The sequence below is a fragment of the Streptomyces daqingensis genome, assembly GCF_014645895.1.
In the GTDB taxonomy this organism is placed as follows: domain Bacteria; phylum Actinomycetota; class Actinomycetes; order Streptomycetales; family Streptomycetaceae; genus Streptomyces; species Streptomyces daqingensis.
The window spans coordinates 431366-449107 of sequence record NZ_BMMP01000002.1 but is presented as its reverse complement, the minus strand read 5'-3'; the positions used below and the strand labels follow the sequence as shown (position 1 = coordinate 449107).

Sequence of the window (17742 nt, the reverse complement as noted above, 5' to 3'; positions counted from 1 at the left end):
ACGCATGCCGACCATCACGGCCCCCTACGGCACCTGGACGTCCCCGATCGACGCCTCTCTCGTCGCCTCGCACGACGGCCGGCCCGAATACCCCGGCGCAGTGGGCGAGGAGATCTGGTGGACGGAACCGCGGCCGGCCGAGGGCGGACGCCGCGCGCTGATGCGCCTGCCCGCCGACGGCGGGGACGGCGCGGCGGAGTCCGTGCTGCCCGCGCCGTGGAACGTGCGCAACCGTGTGATCGAGTACGGCGGGCAGCCCTGGACGGGGGCGGTCCGGAGCGAGGGCGGACCGCTGCTGGTCTTCACCCACTTCGCCGACCAGCGGCTCTACGCGTACGAGCCGGACGTCCCCGGCTCCGTTCCCAGGCCGCTGACGCCGCTCTCCGAGGTGTGCGACGGAGGGCTGCGCTGGTGCGACCCCGTCGTGGTGGAGCCCGAGGGTTCCCGGCCCGAAGTCTGGTGCGTCATGGAGGAGTTCACCGGTGAGGGGCCGACCGATGTGCGGCGCCTGCTCGCGGCCGTCCCCCTGGACGGCTCCGCCGCCGAGGACAGGGGCCGTGTGCGTGAACTGACCGGTGACGCCAGCCGGTTCGTGACGGGCCCGCGGCCGTCGCCCGACGGCCGGCGTGTGGCCTGGCTCGCCTGGGACCACCCCGCGATGCCCTGGGACGGGACGCTCGTGAAGGCCGCCCGGGTCACAGGCGGGGGCGAACTAAAGGACGTACGGACCGTGGCGGGAGGCCCGGAGGAGTCGGTCGCCCAGGTCGAATGGGCGCCCGACGGCACGCTGCTGCTGGCCTCGGACGAGACCGGTTGGTGGAACCTGCAGCGCCTCGACCTGGACGCGGCGGCGCCCGGCGGCTTTGGCGAAAGGGTCGCCCTCTGCCCGCGCGAGGAGGAGTTCGCCGGCGGGCTGTGGCGCATCGGGCAGAGGTGGTTCGCGCCGATGGCCGACGGCCTCATCGCCACCCTCCACGGCCGCGGCGCCATGCGGCTGGGCATCCTCGACCCGCGGACAGGCGAGATCGCCGACGCCGCCGGTCCCTGGACGGAGTGGGCCGCCCTGGCGGTGACGGACACCCGCGTCGTCGGTGTGGCCGCCTCCCCGCACAGCTCCTACGAGGTGGTCGAGCTGAACACGGGCACCGGTCACGCGGTCGTCGTCGCCGCGGCACACGAGGACCCGGTCGATCCGGCCCACTACCCGCAGCCGCTCGTGCGCACCTTCACCGGACCCGGTGGCAGGGACATCCACGCCCACGTGTACCCGCCGCACCATCCCGGCTACGCGGCCCCGGAAGGCGAGCTGCCCCCGTACGTGGTCTGGGCACACGGCGGCCCCACCAGCCGCGCCCCACTCGTACTCGACCTGGAGATCGCCTACTTCACCTCCCGCGGCATCGGCGTCGTCGAGGTCAACTACGGAGGCTCCACCGGGTACGGGCGGTCCTACCGCAACCGGCTCCGCGAGCAGTGGGGCGTCGTCGACGTCGAGGACTGCGCGGCGGCGGCCCGCCAGCTGGCGGCCGAAGGCAGCGCCGACCCGAATCGCCTGGCACTGCGCGGCGGCAGCGCGGGCGGCTGGACGACGGCCGCGTCCCTCACGTCACCGGACACCGCGGGCCTGTACGCATGCGGGACGATCAGCTACCCCATCCTCGACCTCACCGGATGGGCCACGGGTGAGACGCACGACTTCGAATCGCAGTATCTGGAGTCCCTGGTGGGCCCGTTGCGGGAAGTGCCCGACCGCTACCGCGACCGCTCGCCCATGCAGCACGCCGACCGCATCGAGGCACCCTTCCTGCTGCTCCAGGGACTCGACGACGTCATCTGCCCATCTGTCCAGTGCGACCGCTTCCTGGAGCAACTCGACGGCCGGGGGGTGCCGCACGCCTACCTCACCTTCGAGGGGGAGGGGCACGGCTTCCGCCGCGCGGAGACCATCATCAGGGCGGTCGAGGCGGAACTGTCGCTGTACGCCCAGACGTTCGGGACCGAGCGGGGCGACGTACCCACACTGGAGCTGAAGCCGTGATGGATGAGACGCAGACACCGCACCGGGGCGCGGAACAACCGGGGGCCGCGTTCCCCGCGGCCGCCGATACGACGCACGCCGCGTCTCCCTCTGCGGGCGGGGAGGTGAGCGTGCGCCCCCTGACCCGGCCGCGGCGGCTGCGCCCGGGCGACCGGGTGGGCATCGTGGCGCCGAGCGGGCCTGTGGGGCGTGAGAATCTCGCGACGGGGGTGGACGTCCTCCGCGACTGGGGCCTCGAGCCCGTCCTCGGGCCGCACGTCCTCGAACCCCACCCCTCCATGGACCACTTGGCGAGTGCGGACGAACTCCGGGCCCGCGACTTCCAGGAAGCCTGGTGCGACCCTTCGCTCTCGGCAGTCATCGCCGCCCGCGGCGGCTACGGGACCCAGCGCGTCCTCGACCTGCTCGACTGGGACGCACTGCGCCGCGCGCCGGCCAAGGTGTTCGTCGGCTACAGCGATCTCACCGTCATGCACGAGGCGTTGGCCCAGCGGCTCGGTCTCGCCACGCTGCACGGGCCGATGATCGCCACCGCCTCGTTCCTCGCCGACAGCGCGACGCGTGAGCATCTGCGCAGCTCCCTCTTCGCTCCGGAGAGCGTCCTGACGACGACGCCGGCGAAGGTCACCCGCACCCTCGTTCCCGGCCAGGCGCGGGGTGTCACCCTCGGCGGCAACCTGTCGCTGCTTGCGGCGGAGCGCGGCACCAGCCACGCGCGTCCCTCCGCGGCGGGCGGCATCGTGCTGCTGGAGGACATCGCGCAGCAGCCCTACAGCCTCGACCGGCTCCTCACCCAGCTCCTGCGCTCCGGCTGGTTCGAGGGGGTCGCGGGTATCGCGCTCGGTTCGTTCACGGACTGCGGGGAACGCGAAGACGTCCGGGTAGTGCTGCGAGAACGACTCGCCCCGCTCGGCGTCCCGATCGTGGAGGACATGGGCTTCGGCCACGGCACCTCCACCCCGACTCTTCCCCTGGGCGTTCCGGCCGTACTCGACGCGGACGCCCGCACGCTCACCTACGACGAACCAGGACTCACGTGACCGCCACCGAAGCCTCCATCCCGCCGCTGCCGCCGGGCGAGCCCGATCCGTCGACGGCCGATCCGCACGTGCTGCTGCGCGGCTATCTCGACTACTACCGGGACACGCTGCTGCGGAAGATCGACGGCCTCTCCGAGGAGGAGCTGCGGGGCAGCCGTCTGCCGTCGGGCTGGACGCCGCTCCAACTCGTCCGGCACCTGACGTACGTCGAACGCCGCTGGCTGTGCTGGGGGTTCGAGGCCGAGAAGGTACCTGACCCGTGGGGCGACAGGGGCGGGGACGGCAAGTGGCGCGTCCCGGACGGGGTGCCGGTGGCCGATATCGTCGCCGCCTTCCGGGCCCAGTGCGACCGCTCGCGGGAGATCGTCCGCGAGGCCCGGCTGGACGCACACGCCCGGCTCGGTGGCCGCTTCCCCACCGAGGAGGAGGCGCCCTCGCTGGCATGGATCCTCTTCCACCTGCTGCAGGAGTACGCGCGGCACGTCGGGCACCTCGATGTCGCACGGGAACTGGCCGACGGAGCGACGGGGGAGTAGGGCGAGCAGCGCCGTCGCATCACTGGCACGGTCGAGCTGCCGACGTCACGTGCAGCCGGCGTCACGTGCAGTCGACGTCACGGCTGCCGAACCGACGTCAGGTTCCTTCAGCCCTGCGCTCAGCGAGGGGGGCGCGAGGGTCGATGTGCGCGCGCCGCACGAGGACTTCGTCGACGGGCCCCACGGGGACCCCGAGGTCGCTCGCGGCGCGTCGCAGCTGGGTGAGCGCGGCGTCAGCAGCCTGACCGGGCGTTTCGGCCGGCATCCCGAAGACGGCACCCAGCGTCTCGGCCGTTCCCCCGTCGGCCATGGTCAGCTGGGGCAAGGCGTCGGCCCCGTGAGCGGAAAGCCACGCCGCGAGCCGGTCCGTCAGGGCTACGGAATCAAGCCCGTCCTCCATGACGACCAGCTCCGCGTGCACTTCCCACTTCACGGGGTCTCTCCTCGACGCGGCGTCCGCTACGGCGTGTTGACCTTCACCATCTTGCTGCTGGCGCTGCCCTTCGTGCCCGGGAAGGGAGAGGTGATCTGCATGGTCACCTTGCCCTGGTAGGAGCCGTCGCCCCTGATCTTCTTCCCCTTCGGCTTGGGCGTGTAGTAGGTCACGCTCCCGCCGTTGACGGCGACCGACTTCGTCTCATTCGACGTGGCGACGGTCGAGGGCGGGCAGAGGCCGGGGCACTTCAGCAACTGACCGCGCACCCGCACATGGACCCTGGGGATGTTCCCCTTGCAGCTGAGCCGGGTCTTGAAGATGACGCTCTTGCCCCCCTTCGACCAGTGCGGATTGTTGACGGTCCCCGTGCACTTGGCCCACCTGGTGCGCTTCGTGCTCACGTCCCCGTCGGCGCCGCCGGCGCGGACGCTGCTCGTCACAGTCCCGGACTCCGATCCGGGTGCCTGCGCGGCACTTTGGGCGGAGGCGATGTTCGTGCCGCCCAAGAGCAGCACGGCACTTGCGGCCGCAACGGCCGTGACGGCACGACGAGTTACAGATTTGCTCATGTGATTCCCCCGGTAGAACTCGGTGATCACTCTGATCGTGCACTGTCCGCGGTGGCTGAGGAATGCGATAGGTGTCAGATGTCCAAGATGTGCCGCCGGAATGACTTGTTCTCCAAGTCTTCACGCAAGAGGAAAGTCATACGAAAAGCGTGCTCCGGCCGTTCCATTTGTCGCTGCCAGGTGGGCGGAGCTGAACGTGAACGGGCACGGTGCGGCCGCGCTTTGGGGGTGCTCTGAGGAGCCCGGGATTGCGGCAGAAAAGCACGCCGCCGTCGCGAATACCGCCTCCGCGCCATGGCCCCCGTATTCCGGTCCCGCAGCCCTCGAATTCCGGCGGCCCGGGAGAATCTCAGAGGCCGGCCAGCTCGGCGAGGACGCGGGCCTGCCGGACGAGCTGCACGGTCCGGTCCAGCCGCCCTTCGTGCCCGGTGTCACCACCGTCCACGTCGAGCTGCCACAGCGCGAACTCGACGAGGCGTGCCATGGCCCAGGCGTGCACACGGGCCGCGTCCGCGCCGAGTTCGCCGGCGACGAGCGCCGTGCGCCGGGCGAGGACGTGCTCCGGCGACGGATGCGCGAACGGGTCGTCCACCTGCTGGATGAGGGGCCAGGGGTCGAACGCGGCGTCCCCGTAGAGGGGTTTGGCGTCGATCGCCAGCCAGGGACGGCGGCCGGACGCCAGCACGTTGCCGGGGTTGAAGTCGCCGTGCAGCACCGTCTCCAGCGGTGCGGTGCGCGGCAGTTCACGCAGCAGCGAGGACGCCTGCCGGAAGAGGCCGGTGTCCACGGAGGACGGCCATGTGCGGCGGCCCGCCCGTTCGTCGAGTACGTCCGCCAGCCGGCCTGTGGCGCCGGCGAGGTCCTCGATGGCGGAGTCCGGCCCGGGCCGCCGCCCGCGGCCGCGGTCCCACAGCACCCGCAGAACGCCCGCACCCGTCACGAGCCGTTCCTCGGCCGGCAGTTCCAGGGCTTCGCCGAGCTGCGTGCCCGGTTCGCAGCGTTCCAGGAGCAGCGCGTACTGCCGCGGGTCGTGCTCGTACACCCGCACCGCGCCGTCTCCCGCCCACAGCCGCAGTGCCTCGCCCTCCGGCCGTGCCTCCCTGTGCGGCCAGGTCACCTTCAGTACGGCGCGGGCCCCGTCGGCGCGCTCTGCCGGGGCGACCCACGAGCAGCTGCCGCCGGCGTACGGGGAGCCGAGCCGCAGGTTCCAGCGCTGCCTCAACTCCTCGACCAGAGAGGGGAGTCGGCTCAGCCAGTCCCGTCCGCTCGCGGTGCGCCGCATGGCGGTCGTCACGGGAAGCGAGTCGGGGAAGAGATCGGCTGGGGTCATGCTGGGGAGCCCTCCGGCGGCATGGGGCGACGACGTCGGGGAGTGTACTTTCGTGGGATGCCGACGACTTCCGGAGCAGCGTGGGACGCCGACCGTGTTCCGGGCCGCCGCCTGTCATCCGAGGACGCGCCGGACACCCACGTCGACGTCCGGGTCCTGCGGGTCTCCGAGTACGCCGACCGTGCCGCCGGGGAGCTGTCGCTGCTCTCGGACGAGGAGCGGGCCCGCGCGGCCGCGTTCCGGCTGCGGGCGGACCGCGACCGCTACCACGTCGCACATACGGCGCTGCGCCACGAACTCGCGGCGCGGCTCGGCACGACGCCCGCCGCGGTGCCGCTGACCCGGGCCGACTGCCCGGTCTGCGGCGGCCCGCACGGACGTCCCTCCGTGCCCGGCGATCCCCTGCACTTCTCCCTCTCCCACGCGGGCGACCTCGTGGTGCTCGCCTTCGCGGGCGCAGCGGTCGGGGTCGACGTCGAGCAGGAGCAGGAGCCGTCGGTCGTCACGGAGGTCGCGCGCGCCCTTCACCCCAGGGAGCAGATCGAGCTGGCCGCGCTTCCGGAGGCGGAGCGGGGCGTCGCCTTCGCCCGCTGCTGGACGCGGAAGGAGGCGTACCTCAAGGGCAAGGGCACCGGACTCGCCGAGGATCCCGCGGTCTCCTACGTGGGCACGTCGCGGATGCCCGTGCCTCCGGCGGGCTGGCGGATCGCCGACGTCGCCGTCCCCGGCCGTTACGCCGCGGCCTGGGCGCTGCTGGACGGCCCGGGCGCCCCGCCCTCGGCGTAGGCGCCGACCGCCGACCGCCGACCGCCGATACCTGCCGCAAGACACCGGCCAAGCACGGACGACACGGGCCACCGCCGCCGCGTTCCGGGATCGGTGCCGCACCCCGACACCTCCCGTGCGGCCGGACGCGTCCCGTACGGACCGGCACATGCGCCCTGGTCATCGCGGCGCCCACCGTGTTCCATGGTCGTCGGGGCCCGGGAGAGCCGGGCGTCCCAGCCGCGTAGAGGAACGAGGATGCCGTGCCGACGACGCTGCGCTCCACCACCCTTACCCTTCCGGCGGCTCCCGTCGGCCCCGCGAATCCGCTGCCGCCGCTGCTGCCCCTGGACGAGATGCACACGCTCGACGAGAGCGAACGGGCGTCCCTCCCCGCCGAGATGGCACGGCAGGTGGGGTACGAGCCGCTGCGCTCGGTGCTTCCCGAACGGGTGCTGGACGGCTACACCCGCGAACGCACGCCGGCGTCCATCGACGCGCTCGTCCTGGAGAACGAGAAGCTGCGCGTGACCGTACTGCCGGGGTACGGCGGCCGCATCCACTCGCTCCACCACAAGCCGACCGGACGGAACCTGCTGTACACCAACCCCGTACTGCAGCCCGCGGACTTCGCCCTCAACGGCGCCTGGTACTCCGGTGGCGTCGAGTGGAACATCGGGGCGACCGGCCACACCACGCTGTCCTGCGCCCCGCTGCACGCCGCACGGGTGCCCGCGCCCGGCGGCACGGGGCCCCACCCGGCGGCAGCCGGGGGAGAGATGCTGCGCCTCTGGGAGTGGGAGCGCCTGCGCGACACCCCGTTCCAGGTCGATCTGTGGCTACCGGAGAACTCCGACTTCCTGTACGTGGGCGTCCGCATCCGCAACCCGCACGACCGGACGGTGCCCGTCTACTGGTGGTCGAACATCGCGGTTCCGGAGGGCGAGGGCACGCGCGTCCTCGTACCGGCGGACGAGACCTGGTACTTCGCCTACGAGCGCCGCCTGCGCCGCATCCCTGTGCCGGAGTGGGACGGCGCGGACCGCTCGTATCCGCAGGCCAGCGAGTTCCCCGCCGACTACTTCTACGAGATCCCCGCCTCCTCCCGTAAGTGGATCGCCTCCCTTGACGCGCAGGGCACCGGCCTCGTGCAGACCTCCACCTCGCTCCTGCGCGGACGCAAGCTCTTCGTGTGGGGGCACGGCCCGGGCGGGCGGCGCTGGCAGGAGTGGCTGACCGAGCCGGGCACGGGCGGCTACGCCGAGATCCAGGCGGGCCTCGCCCGCACCCAGCTCGAGCACGTCCCGCTCGGCGCGGGGGAGGAGTTCGCCTGGATGGAGGCGTACGGTCCGCTCGACGCCGACCCTGCCGCCGTGCACGGCGCGGACTGGGCGGCGGCCCGCCGTCACACCGAGTCCCGGCTGGAGGAGGCCCTGCCCCGCGCTGAGGTGGACGCCGCCTACGAGGCGTGGCGGGAGTGCGCCGACGCGGAGCCCGAAGGCGGGCTGCTGGCCGCCGGCTCCGGATGGGGCGCGCTCGAAGTCGCCCGCGGCGGCTACTCGTTGCCGGGCACGCCCTTCCCCGAGGAGACGACGGGCGAGGAGCAGCGCCCCTGGCTGGAGCTGCTGACGAAGGGCCGCTTCCCCGAAGCCCCGGCGACCGGCTCCGCGGCGACGGGCTCCGCGGCGTCCGGTGCCAGGGAGTCCGGCGGCGCTGCCGCCCGCGTCCCGGCCCCCTCGCTGGTCTCCCGGGAATGGCGCGACCTGCTGGAGTGCGCTCCCTCCGGGCCGTCGACCGACTACCACCTCGGCGTCGCGCAGTGGCACGCGGGAGACAGGGCGCAGGCCGTGAGGAGCTGGGAGCGGTCCGTCGCAGCCGAGGCGACGCCGTGGGCCCTGCGGTGCCTGGCGGTCGCGGACGCGCAGGATCCGCACCCGCGCGGGGGGCTGCCGCGGGCAGCCGACCGCTGGCTGACCGCCGTCGAGACTGCCGCCTCCCGGTCCGCGCCGGCGGTGCTGCTGGAGGCGCTCGTGCGCGAGGCGGTGCCCGTGCTGCTCTCGGCGGGGCGGTCCGCCGAGGCGCGAGACGTCCTGGAGCGGCTCCCCGCGGAGACGCGGAAGCGGGGACGCTACCGGCTGCTGCTCGCGCAGGTGCTGGCCGCCGAGGGCGAGCCGGGCGCGGCACGCGAGGTGTTCGACGCGGGCTTCGAGGTCGACGACCTGCGCGAGGGCGACGAGGTGCTCGGCGAGACGTGGGCCGCCCTCACCGACGAACCGCTGCCGGAGCGGTACGACTTCCGCATGCGCCCCGCCTGACGGAGCGGGCCTTCCGGGAACTCCGCCCGGCACGGCGCAGCCTCGGACGGCGCGGTCCGCCCGGGCTGTTCGCGTCCGTCAGGACTGCGCGCGCCCGTCTCCTCGGACCGCTCCGGATGACCGTTCGGACCCGGGCCGCGGGCGGGCAGTGACCCGTGCCACCGTCCCGCCGGGCCGGAACGGGCACCCGGCGGGCGCACCCACGGCGGCACCAGGCGTCGCCCATGACCGCTGGGGGCCCGTCCGCGCACGTCACGGCGCCGCAACGGGGTCCGTGGAACGGGCAGAAACGGGCACGATCCCGCCAGCGCCTGGCCTGGTCCCCGTGTTCGAGGAGCTGTACAACTCTCCACACGGGCCCGAACGGGCACGGCCGTGACCGTACGGAGAGGGGAGTGCCGCCCATGAGCGCGGAGGAACGACAGCGCGAGATCGTCGTGGCGGCCCGCCGCGGCGGCTCGGTCGACGTCGCGGAACTCGCCGGCACACTGGGCGTCGCGAAGGAGACGGTCCGCCGCGATCTGCGCGTCCTGGAGGCGCACGGACTGCTGCGCCGCACGCACGGCGGGGCCTATCCGGTGGAGAGCGCGGGCTTCGAGACGACCCTGGCCTTCCGCACCACCATGCACGTGCCGGAGAAGCGCCGCATCGCCGCCGCCGCTGCCGAACACCTCGGGGAGGCGGAGACGGTCTTCATCGACGAGGGGTTCACGCCGCAGCTCATCGCCGAGGCGCTGCCCCGCGACCGTCCGCTGACCGTGGTCACCGCGTCCCTGGCCGCCGCCGGAGCGCTCGCCTCGTCGGAGGAGATCACCGTGCTGCTGCTCGGCGGGCGCGTACGCGGCGGGACGCTGGCCACCGTCGACCACTGGACGACGAAGATGCTCGCCGGGTTCGTCATCGACCTGGCCTTCATCGGCGCCAACGGCATCTCGCGGGAACACGGTCTGACCACCCCCGACCCGGCCGTCAGCGAGGTGAAGGCGCAAGCCGTCAGAGCCTCCCGGCGGCGGATCTTCGCGGGCATGCACACGAAGTTCGGGGCGGTGAGCTTCTGCCGCTTCGCCGAGGTCGGCGACTTCGAGACGATCATCACCTCGACCGGAGTGCCCGCGTCCGAAGCCCACCGCTACTCCCTCCGCGGACCCCAGGTGATCCGCGTCTGACCGCCAGGGGGCACCTCCACCGCCCGCCCTCCACCCCGTCCCCGCTACCGGCGGCTCGGCGCCCTCCCGGCTCCTCCCCTCGACTCTCCCGCCCGAAGTCCGCCCGCTTCGCCCCGATATGACCAGGAGATCGTTCATGCGCAGTCAGAGCCGCCGCAGGACGCGCGCAGTCATCGGTGTGGCAACCGCCAACGTGCTGATGGCAGCGTGCGCCGGCGCGGGCAGCCTCGCCACAGGCGGCGACACGATCAACGTCCTGATGGTGAACAACCCGCAGATGGTCGAGCTCCAGAAGCTCACCGCCGAGCACTTCACCAAGAAGACCGGCATCAAGGTCAACTTCACGACGCTGCCGGAGAACGACGTACGCGACAAGATCGGCCAGGACTTCGCCAACCAGGCCGGGCAGTACGACGTCGCCACGATCAGCAACTACGAGGCGCCGATCTACGCCAAGAACGAATGGCTCCAGCCGCTCGACGGCTACCTGAAGAAGGACCCGGACTTCGACCAGAAGGACATCCTTCCGCCCATCCGCGAGTCGCTGAAGGGCGAGGACGGCAAGACCTACGCCGAACCCTTCTACGGCGAGTCCTCCTTCCTGATGTACCGCAAGGACGTCTTCGAGAAGAAGGGCCTGAAGATGCCGGCCGAGCCGACCTGGCCGCAGGTCGCGAAGCTCGCCGCGAAGGCGGACGGCGCCGAGAAGGGCATGAGCGGCATCTGCCTGCGCGGGCTGCCCGGATGGGGCGAGGTGATCGCCCCGCTGACCACCGTGGTCAACACCTTCGGGGGCACGTGGTTCGACGAGAACTACAAGGCCAGGCTCACCGACCCCGCCTTCGTGAAGGCGACCGAGTTCTACGTCCGGCTCATCCGCGAGCACGGCCAGTCCGGCGCCACCCAGTCGGGGTTCGCCGAATGCCTGAACAACATGACGCAGGGCAAGTCGGCCATGTGGTACGACGCGACGTCGGGCGCGGGCTCGCTGGAGGCCGAGAAGTCCCCCGTCAAGGGCAAGATCGGCTACGCGCCCGCGCCGACTGTGAAGACCTCCTCCTCCGGGTGGCTCTACAGCTGGGCCTGGGGCCTGCAGAAGGCGTCACGCAATCAGGACAAGGCGTACGAGTTCATTTCCTGGGCGTCCAGCAAGGAGTACGAGCACCTCGTGGGCGAGGAGTTCGGCTGGGCGAACGTCCCGGCGGGGAAGCGGGCCTCCACCTACGACATCCCCGAGTACGAGAAGACGGCCGGAGCCTTCGGCGAGACCACCCGCAAGGCCATCACCGAGGCGGATCCGCGTGACCCGGGCGTCCAACGGCGTCCCACCATCGGGATCCAGTTCGTCGACATCCCCGAGTTCTCCGACCTGGGCACCAAGGTCTCCCAGGAGATCAGCGCGGCCATCGCGGGACGCCAGTCCGTCGCGACGGCCCTGAAGAAGTCACAGCAGCTGGCCCTAGAGGTCTCCGAGGAGTACGAGGGGCGAGGACGATGAGCAGCACACCGGCCACGACGACCACCACGACCCCGCCCGGCGGACGGGCGCCAGGCGCACGGGACTCCGGACATCCGGCGCGTACCGCCCCGTCCCCCCGGCTGCGCGCCTGGGTCACCCGGGCACCGCTGCTCCCCGCTCTCGTCTTCCTGATCATCGTCACGCAGCTGCCCATGGTGGCGACGCTGGTCATCTCCGTATTCGACTGGAACGCCCTCTATCCGGAGGCCCGCAGCTTCGCCGGACTGGCCAACTACGCGGAGGTGCTGGGCGATCCGGAGCTGCGCAAGTCCGTCCTGACGACGATCCTGCTGACCGTCACCGTGGTGCTCGCCAGCCTCGTGCTGGGGATGCTGCTCGCACTGCTGCTGGACCGCCGGTTCAAGGGCCGCGGCGCCGTCCGCACGATGCTCATCGCGCCGTTCCTGCTGGTGCCCGTCGCGGCGGCGCTGCTGTGGAAGCACGTGCTCTACAACCCGGAGTACGGGCTGTTCAACGGCGTGCTGCACTGGATCTCCGGCGACGGCGCCCCGCAGCCCGACTGGGTCGCGGAGATGCCGCTCGGCGCCGTCGAGGCCTCGCTGGTGTGGCAGTGGACGCCGTTCATGATGCTGATCCTGCTCGCCGGGCTGCAGAGCCGCCCCTCCGACGCCGTCGAGGCCGCGTGGATCGACGGTGCGAGCGCCTGGCAGGTCTTCCGCTACATCACGCTGCCCCACTTGCGGCGCTACCTGGAGCTGGGGGCGCTGCTGGGGACCGTCTACATCGTGCAGAACTTCGACGCGGTCTTCACCATCACCTCGGGCGGGCTCGGCACCGCCAACCTGCCGTACACGATCTACCAGACCTTCTACCAGGGCCACGAGTACGGACTGGCGTCCGCCGCCGGTGTGCTCGTCGTGATCGGCTCCATCGTCATCGCCACCCTCGCGCTGCGGGTGGTCTCGTCCCTCTTCAACGAGGAGGCCCGTTCATGAGCGCCGCAACGAGCACCGGCCGGTCCGCCGCCGCCCCGGCGGGGACGTCCGCCGCGAAGCCCGCGGGGAGGGGCGCCGCCCCGGACACCGCGCCGAAGAGCGTCCGCCGCAGGAACGCCTCACTGGGTCTCGTCGCCTGGTTCGTGGGCGTCGTCTTCGTGCTGCCGGTGCTGTGGATGGTGCTGACGTCGCTGCACTCGGAGACCGACGCGGCCAAGAACCCGCCCGCCCTGGCGGCGCCCCTCACGCTCGACGGCTACCGCGAGTTCTTCGGCGCCGGAGGGGGCCCGAGCCCCTGGTTCTCGCTCGCCAACTCGCTGACGGCGTCGGTCGTTTCCACCCTCCTCGTGCTGCTGCTCGCGCTGCCCGCCGCGTACGCGCTGTCGATCCGCCCCGTGCGCAAGTGGACCGACGTCCTGTTCTTCTTCCTCTCCACGAAGATGCTGCCGGTCGTCGCCGGGCTGCTTCCGATCTACCTCTTCGCGAAGAACACCGGCCTGCTGGACAACGTCTGGCTGCTCGTCATCCTCTACACGTCGATGAACCTGCCGATCGCGGTCTGGATGATGCAGTCCTTCCTCGCGGAGGTGCCGCCCGCGCTGATCGAGGCGGCGCAGATCGACGGGGCGAGACTGCCGGCCATCCTCACCCGCGTCGTCGCCCCCATCGCCATGCCGGGCATCGCCGCCACCTCGCTCATCTGCTTCATCTTCAGCTGGAACGAGATGCTCTTCGCCCGGGTCCTCACGGGCGTCGTCGCCCAGACGGCTCCGGTCTTCCTGACCGGTTTCATCACCAGCCAGGGCCTGTTCCTGGCGAAGGTGTGCGCGGCGTCGGTCGTGATCTCCCTGCCGGTGCTCGCGGCAGGTTTCGCCGCCCAGGACAAGCTCGTCCAGGGCCTTTCCCTAGGAGCAGTGAAATGAAGGCAGCACTCGTCGAGTCCCCGGGCAGGGTCTCGCTCACCACCGTCCCCGACCCGGCTCCCGGCCCCCGGCAGGTGGTCGTGGACGTGGCGGCGTGCGGGCTGTGCGGCACCGATCTGCACATCCTGGAGGGCGAGTTCGCTCCGACGCTGCCGGTCGTCCCCGGTCACGAGTTCGCCGGCGAGGTCGTCGGCGTGGGCAGCGAGGTCAGCGAGGTGGCCGTGGGGGACCGGGTCGCCGTCGACCCGTCGCTGTACTGCTACGAGTGCCGCTACTGCCGTACGGGGCACAACAACCTCTGCGAACGCTGGGCCGCGATCGGGGTGACCACGGCGGGCGGCGCCGCCGAGTACGCGGTGGCTCCCGTCGCCAACTGCGTGAAACTGCCCGAGCACGTGCGCACCCAGGACGCCGCCCTCATCGAGCCGCTGTCGTGCGCGGTGCGCGGCTACGACGTCCTCAAGAGCCAGCTCGGCTCGCACGTCCTGGTCTACGGCTCCGGGACCATGGGCCTGATGATGCTCGAACTGGCCAAGCGCACCGGCGCGGCCAGCGTCGACGTCCTCGACCTCAACGAGGAACGGCTCGCCACGGCACGGCGGCTGGGCTGCTCCGCCGCGGCCGCGACGGCCGACGAGCTGGACCGGCCCCAGGGCTGGGACCTGGTGGTCGACGCGACGGGCAACGCGGCCGCGATCCAGGACGGCATCGGCCGGGTCGCGAAGGCGGGAACGTTCCTGCAGTTCGGCGTCTCCGACTACGCGACGACGGCGACCATCGAGCCGTACAAGATCTACAACCAGGAGATCACCATCACCGGCTCCATGGCGGTGCTCCACAGCTACGAGCGCGCCGCAGAGCTCTTCGCGGGCGGCCTGCTCGACCCGGAGATCTTCATCTCCGACCGGCTCCCCCTGGACGAATACCCCCGGGCGATCGAGCAGTTCGCGGCCGGCAAGGGGCGGAAGATCGTCGTCGTGCCCTGACGCTGCGGCGTCATGCCTGTGAACTCCCGCCCCCGTGCGGCGAGTTCAGAGCAGGGGACGAGCGGGCCAGTACGGAACCACCACCGTGCGGGGCCCGCTCGCCCCCGACCGCATCCTCCGCCTCGTCTCCGTCACCGCCCTGCTCTCCCGTTCCCGGCCCATGTCACCGACGGTTCACAGAGAACTCACAAGGTCGATGTCCAGCATGCGCGGCACGCACCAGAGTTCAGGACCGGAGAGGAGGGCCGGATGCCCACCGGCAAGCGTCTACACCGCAAGGGCCAAGGGCGCCGACGCATCGGACGTACGCCCGTCGCGGGACTGTGTCTCGCCGTCGCCGCCGCGCTGCTGACGTCGTGTTCGACCGTGCAGGGGACGGACGCGAAGGATGCGGCGACGTCCTCGTCCGCCGACGGCGGCGAGGGCGGGAGCGGCAGGCCGAACATCGTGCATGTGCAGACCGACGACCTGTCATGGAACCTCGTGCGGTACATGCCGCACGTACAGCGGATGCAGAAGGAGGGGGCGACGTTCTCGAACTTCTTCGTCACCGACTCGCTGTGTTGCCCGTCCCGCTCGACCGGCCTCACGGGGCAGTATCCGCACAACACAGGTGTCTTCACCAACAACGGGGACGACGGCGGCTACGGCGCCTTCATGAAAAAGGGCAACGAGAAGAAGTGCTTCGCGCCCGCGCTCCAGGACGCCGGCTACCGGACCGGTTTCATGGGCAAGTACCTCAACGGCTACCAGCCCGCGGACAAGAACGGCACGTCCCAACCGTACGTACCGAAAGGCTGGGACGAGTGGGCCGTCGCCGGCAACGGCTATCCGGAATTCGACTACGACCTCAATGAGAACGGCCGCGTCAAGCACTACGGAAACGAGCCCGAGGACTATCTGACGGACGTCCTGTCGAAGAAGGCGTCGTCGTTCGTCGACAAGTCGTCCGGGGCGAAGAAGCCCTTCATGCTCCAGATCAACCCGTTCACGCCGCACTCGCCGTCGACGCCCGCGCCCAGGGACAAGGACGAGTACCCGTCGCTGAAGGCGCCCCGTACCGAGGCGTACGACAAGGCGTCGACGCCCGCTCCCGAGTGGCAGAAGGACCTGAAGCCGCTCACCGCGAAGGAGGAGAGGGAGATCGACCGCAAGTTCGCCAAGCGGGTGCGATCCGTGCAGGCTGTCGACAAGATGATCGGCGACCTCCAGGACCAGCTGAAGAAGAAGGGAATCGCGGACGAGACCTATTTCGTCTTCGGCTCCGACAACGGCTTCCACATGGGTGAACACCGGCTCAGGCCCGGCAAGCAGACCGCCTACGACACCGACATCAACGTGCCGCTGATGGTCACCGGACCGGCGGTGCCCGCGGGCGAGCGGATCCCGCGGATGGCGGAGAACACCGATCTCAATCCCACGTTCCTCGAAATGGCGGGCGTGAAGCCTCCGTCGTCGGTCGACGGCAGCGGCCTCACGGACCTGCTGCGCGGGAAGACGCCGGAGAACTGGCGGGAATCCGTGCTGGTGGAGCACCGCAAAGGGAAGTCCAAGAAGGGGGATCCGGACGCCGCCCCCCGGAAGAACCACGGTGACCCGCCGAGTTACGAGGCCCTGCGGACCCCGGAGTCGCTGTACGTCGAATACGCGGGCGGCGACCGCGAGTTCTACTCGATGAAGTCCGATCCCGAGCAGCTGCGGAACCGGATCTCGTCCCTCCCGGACGACCGCCGCGACGAACTGCACGACACCTTGGAGGCGTTGAAGAGCTGCGAGGGCTCGGAGAGCTGCCGCGAGGCGTCCCGCGTGGACGAATAGCGGCCGCGCCGACCAGCGCCGGGGAGAGGGCGGTGGCGCGGCCCTGCCGTGACGTGCGGCAAGGCCGCGCCGTGCGCCTCGCCGTGACGCCCTAGCTGTCCGTGCCCTGGCGGTCGACGTACTCGAAGACGCTGCCGTCGGGGTGCCGTGCCACGACGTTGCGTCCGATGGGCGTCTCCTTGGGGCCCGCGATGATCTGGGCGCCCACGGCCTTCAGATCGGCGACGGCCTCGTCGACGTCCTTCACGGCGAGCGTCGCGGCGATCTTCCGGAGGATGTCCATGTGCTCCGCGGGGCCGCTCATGAGGAAGAACGGCCCGACGGCCGCCACCGAGACCGGTCCTTGCGCGAAACGCACCGCCTCGGCGTTCGCCAGTCGTTCGTACGCCGGAACGGCCGCGTCCAGATCGTCGACGCACACGCGCAGTGAAGTCCCCAGAATGTCCATGGAACGAGCCTAGTTGGCGACTTACCCGTCGTCAGGCCCGGCAGAGGATCTCTCCGTGGGGCACACCGAACCACCCGTCTTCCCGCGCACCCCACTCCCGCCACGCACGCGCCGCGTCGTCGAGCCGCCCGGCCGTCGCGAACCCGCCGTCGACGGCCGTGCGCGCGAACGAGGACGCGAGCGTCCGCTCCGCCCACAGGCCGCTCCACCACCGGCGCTCCTCGTCAGTGGCGAAACACCACACGCTCGACGACGACGCGACCTCCGTGAAACCCGCCTCCCGCGCCCAGACGTGCAGGCGGCGGCCGGCGTCCGGTTCGCCGCCGTTGCCCCGGGCGACGCGGCGGTACAGCTCCCGCCACTCGTCGAGCCCCTCGGTCCGCGGATACCAGAACATGGCGCCGTAGTCGGAGTCCCTGGCCGCGACCAGCCCCCCGGGCCGGCACACGCGCCGCATCTCGCGCAGGGCGCCCACCGGATCGCCCACGTGCTGCAGCACCTGATGGGCGTGCACGACGTCGAAGGACGCGTCGGCGAAGCCGAGGGCGTGAACGTCGCCGACCGCGAAAGCGGTGTTCGCCAGACCGCGCCCCGCGGCCTCTGCCCGCGCCTGGCCCAGGACGTCCGCGGCGGCGTCCACGCCCGTGACGCGGCCGTCCGGCACGAGGGCGGCCAGGTCGGCGGTGATGGTCCCGGGACCGCAGCCGATGTCCAGCAGGCGTGTGTCCGGGACGAGTTCACCCACCAGGTACGCGGCTGAGTTCGCGGCGGTGCGCCACGTGTGCGAGCGCAGGACGGACGGGTGGTGGCCGTGCGTGTAGGTCGCGGTCTCCTTCGGCATGACGGCAGCCTACGGCCGTTGTTCACCTGCTGGACAGATCCGTCTCACATGGCGGG

General features: G+C 71.4%; 16 protein-coding genes. 11 read left to right on the top strand and 5 right to left on the bottom strand.

Annotated elements, in window-relative coordinates:
* Positions 1-4 precede the first annotated feature (4 nt).
* The 3 genes from IEY56_RS04370 (at position 5) to IEY56_RS04360 (ending at position 3614) form a co-directional block, all read left to right on the top strand.
* Entirely contained in the window at positions 5-2038 is a 2034-nt protein-coding gene (locus IEY56_RS04370) for a S9 family peptidase (protein WP_189035698.1), read from the top strand.
* 110 nt (positions 2039-2148) lie between these two features.
* A complete protein-coding gene (locus IEY56_RS04365; protein WP_229711594.1) occupies positions 2149-3078 on the top strand; it encodes a S66 peptidase family protein in 930 nt (309 codons plus the stop codon).
* Positions 3075-3614 carry a DinB family protein gene (locus tag IEY56_RS04360; protein WP_373292027.1) on the top strand — a complete coding sequence of 180 codons (540 nt, stop codon included), beginning with the start codon at positions 3075-3077 and terminating at the stop codon, positions 3612-3614. Before IEY56_RS04365 ends, IEY56_RS04360 begins: the two co-directional genes overlap by 4 nt.
* 97 nt (positions 3615-3711) lie before the next feature.
* On the opposite strand, the gene IEY56_RS04355 is transcribed toward IEY56_RS04360, so the two are convergent.
* From IEY56_RS04355 to IEY56_RS04345, 3 genes are all read right to left on the bottom strand, one after another.
* Complete coding sequence (locus tag IEY56_RS04355) at positions 3712-4047, bottom strand: hypothetical protein (protein WP_189035696.1); 336 nt, start codon at positions 4045-4047, stop codon at positions 3712-3714.
* A gap of 26 nt (positions 4048-4073) precedes the next feature.
* Positions 4074-4490 (bottom strand): hypothetical protein, encoded by a 417-nt coding sequence (locus tag IEY56_RS04350; RefSeq protein ID WP_189035695.1) that lies wholly within the window; start codon positions 4488-4490, stop codon positions 4074-4076.
* A 478-nt stretch (positions 4491-4968) separates the two neighbouring features.
* Positions 4969-5949 carry an aminoglycoside phosphotransferase family protein gene (locus IEY56_RS04345; protein ID WP_189035694.1) on the bottom strand — a complete coding sequence of 327 codons (981 nt, stop codon included), beginning with the start codon at positions 5947-5949 and terminating at the stop codon, positions 4969-4971.
* A gap of 57 nt (positions 5950-6006) precedes the next feature.
* Between IEY56_RS04345 and IEY56_RS04340 the strand changes: the two genes are divergently transcribed.
* The 8 genes from IEY56_RS04340 to IEY56_RS04305 all read left to right on the top strand — a co-directional run bounded on the left by IEY56_RS04340 (position 6007) and on the right by IEY56_RS04305 (position 16397).
* Positions 6007-6735, top strand: coding sequence for a 4'-phosphopantetheinyl transferase family protein (locus IEY56_RS04340; RefSeq protein WP_189035693.1), 729 nt, complete (start codon positions 6007-6009; stop codon positions 6733-6735).
* 242 nt (positions 6736-6977) lie between these two features.
* On the top strand, positions 6978-9029 hold the full coding sequence (locus IEY56_RS04335) for a DUF5107 domain-containing protein (protein WP_189035692.1): 2052 nt from the start codon (positions 6978-6980) through the stop codon (positions 9027-9029).
* A gap of 404 nt (positions 9030-9433) precedes the next feature.
* A complete protein-coding gene (locus IEY56_RS04330) occupies positions 9434-10195 on the top strand; it encodes a DeoR/GlpR family DNA-binding transcription regulator (protein ID WP_189035691.1) in 762 nt (253 codons plus the stop codon).
* Positions 10196-10331: 136 nt separating this feature from the next.
* Positions 10332-11693, top strand: coding sequence for an ABC transporter substrate-binding protein (locus IEY56_RS04325; RefSeq protein WP_189035690.1), 1362 nt, complete (start codon positions 10332-10334; stop codon positions 11691-11693).
* Positions 11690-12670, top strand: coding sequence for a carbohydrate ABC transporter permease (locus IEY56_RS04320; protein ID WP_189035689.1), 981 nt, complete (start codon positions 11690-11692; stop codon positions 12668-12670). The genes IEY56_RS04325 and IEY56_RS04320 overlap by 4 nt, the downstream gene beginning before the upstream one ends.
* Positions 12667-13593 (top strand): carbohydrate ABC transporter permease, encoded by a 927-nt coding sequence (locus IEY56_RS04315; protein ID WP_189035688.1) that lies wholly within the window; start codon positions 12667-12669, stop codon positions 13591-13593. The genes IEY56_RS04320 and IEY56_RS04315 overlap by 4 nt, the downstream gene beginning before the upstream one ends.
* Complete coding sequence (locus IEY56_RS04310; protein ID WP_189035687.1) at positions 13590-14579, top strand: zinc-dependent alcohol dehydrogenase family protein; 990 nt, start codon at positions 13590-13592, stop codon at positions 14577-14579. The genes IEY56_RS04315 and IEY56_RS04310 overlap by 4 nt, the downstream gene beginning before the upstream one ends.
* Positions 14580-14828: 249 nt before the next feature.
* Positions 14829-16397, top strand: a complete 1569-nt coding sequence (locus IEY56_RS04305; protein WP_189035686.1) for a sulfatase family protein — start codon at positions 14829-14831, stop codon at positions 16395-16397.
* 91 nt (positions 16398-16488) lie between these two features.
* Here the strand turns inward: IEY56_RS04305 and IEY56_RS04300 are convergent, their stop codons facing one another.
* Positions 16489-16845 (bottom strand): VOC family protein, encoded by a 357-nt coding sequence (locus tag IEY56_RS04300; RefSeq protein ID WP_189035685.1) that lies wholly within the window; start codon positions 16843-16845, stop codon positions 16489-16491.
* A 31-nt stretch (positions 16846-16876) separates the two neighbouring features.
* Positions 16877-17686, bottom strand: coding sequence for a methyltransferase domain-containing protein (locus IEY56_RS04295; RefSeq protein WP_189035684.1), 810 nt, complete (start codon positions 17684-17686; stop codon positions 16877-16879).
* Positions 17687-17742 lie beyond the last annotated feature (56 nt).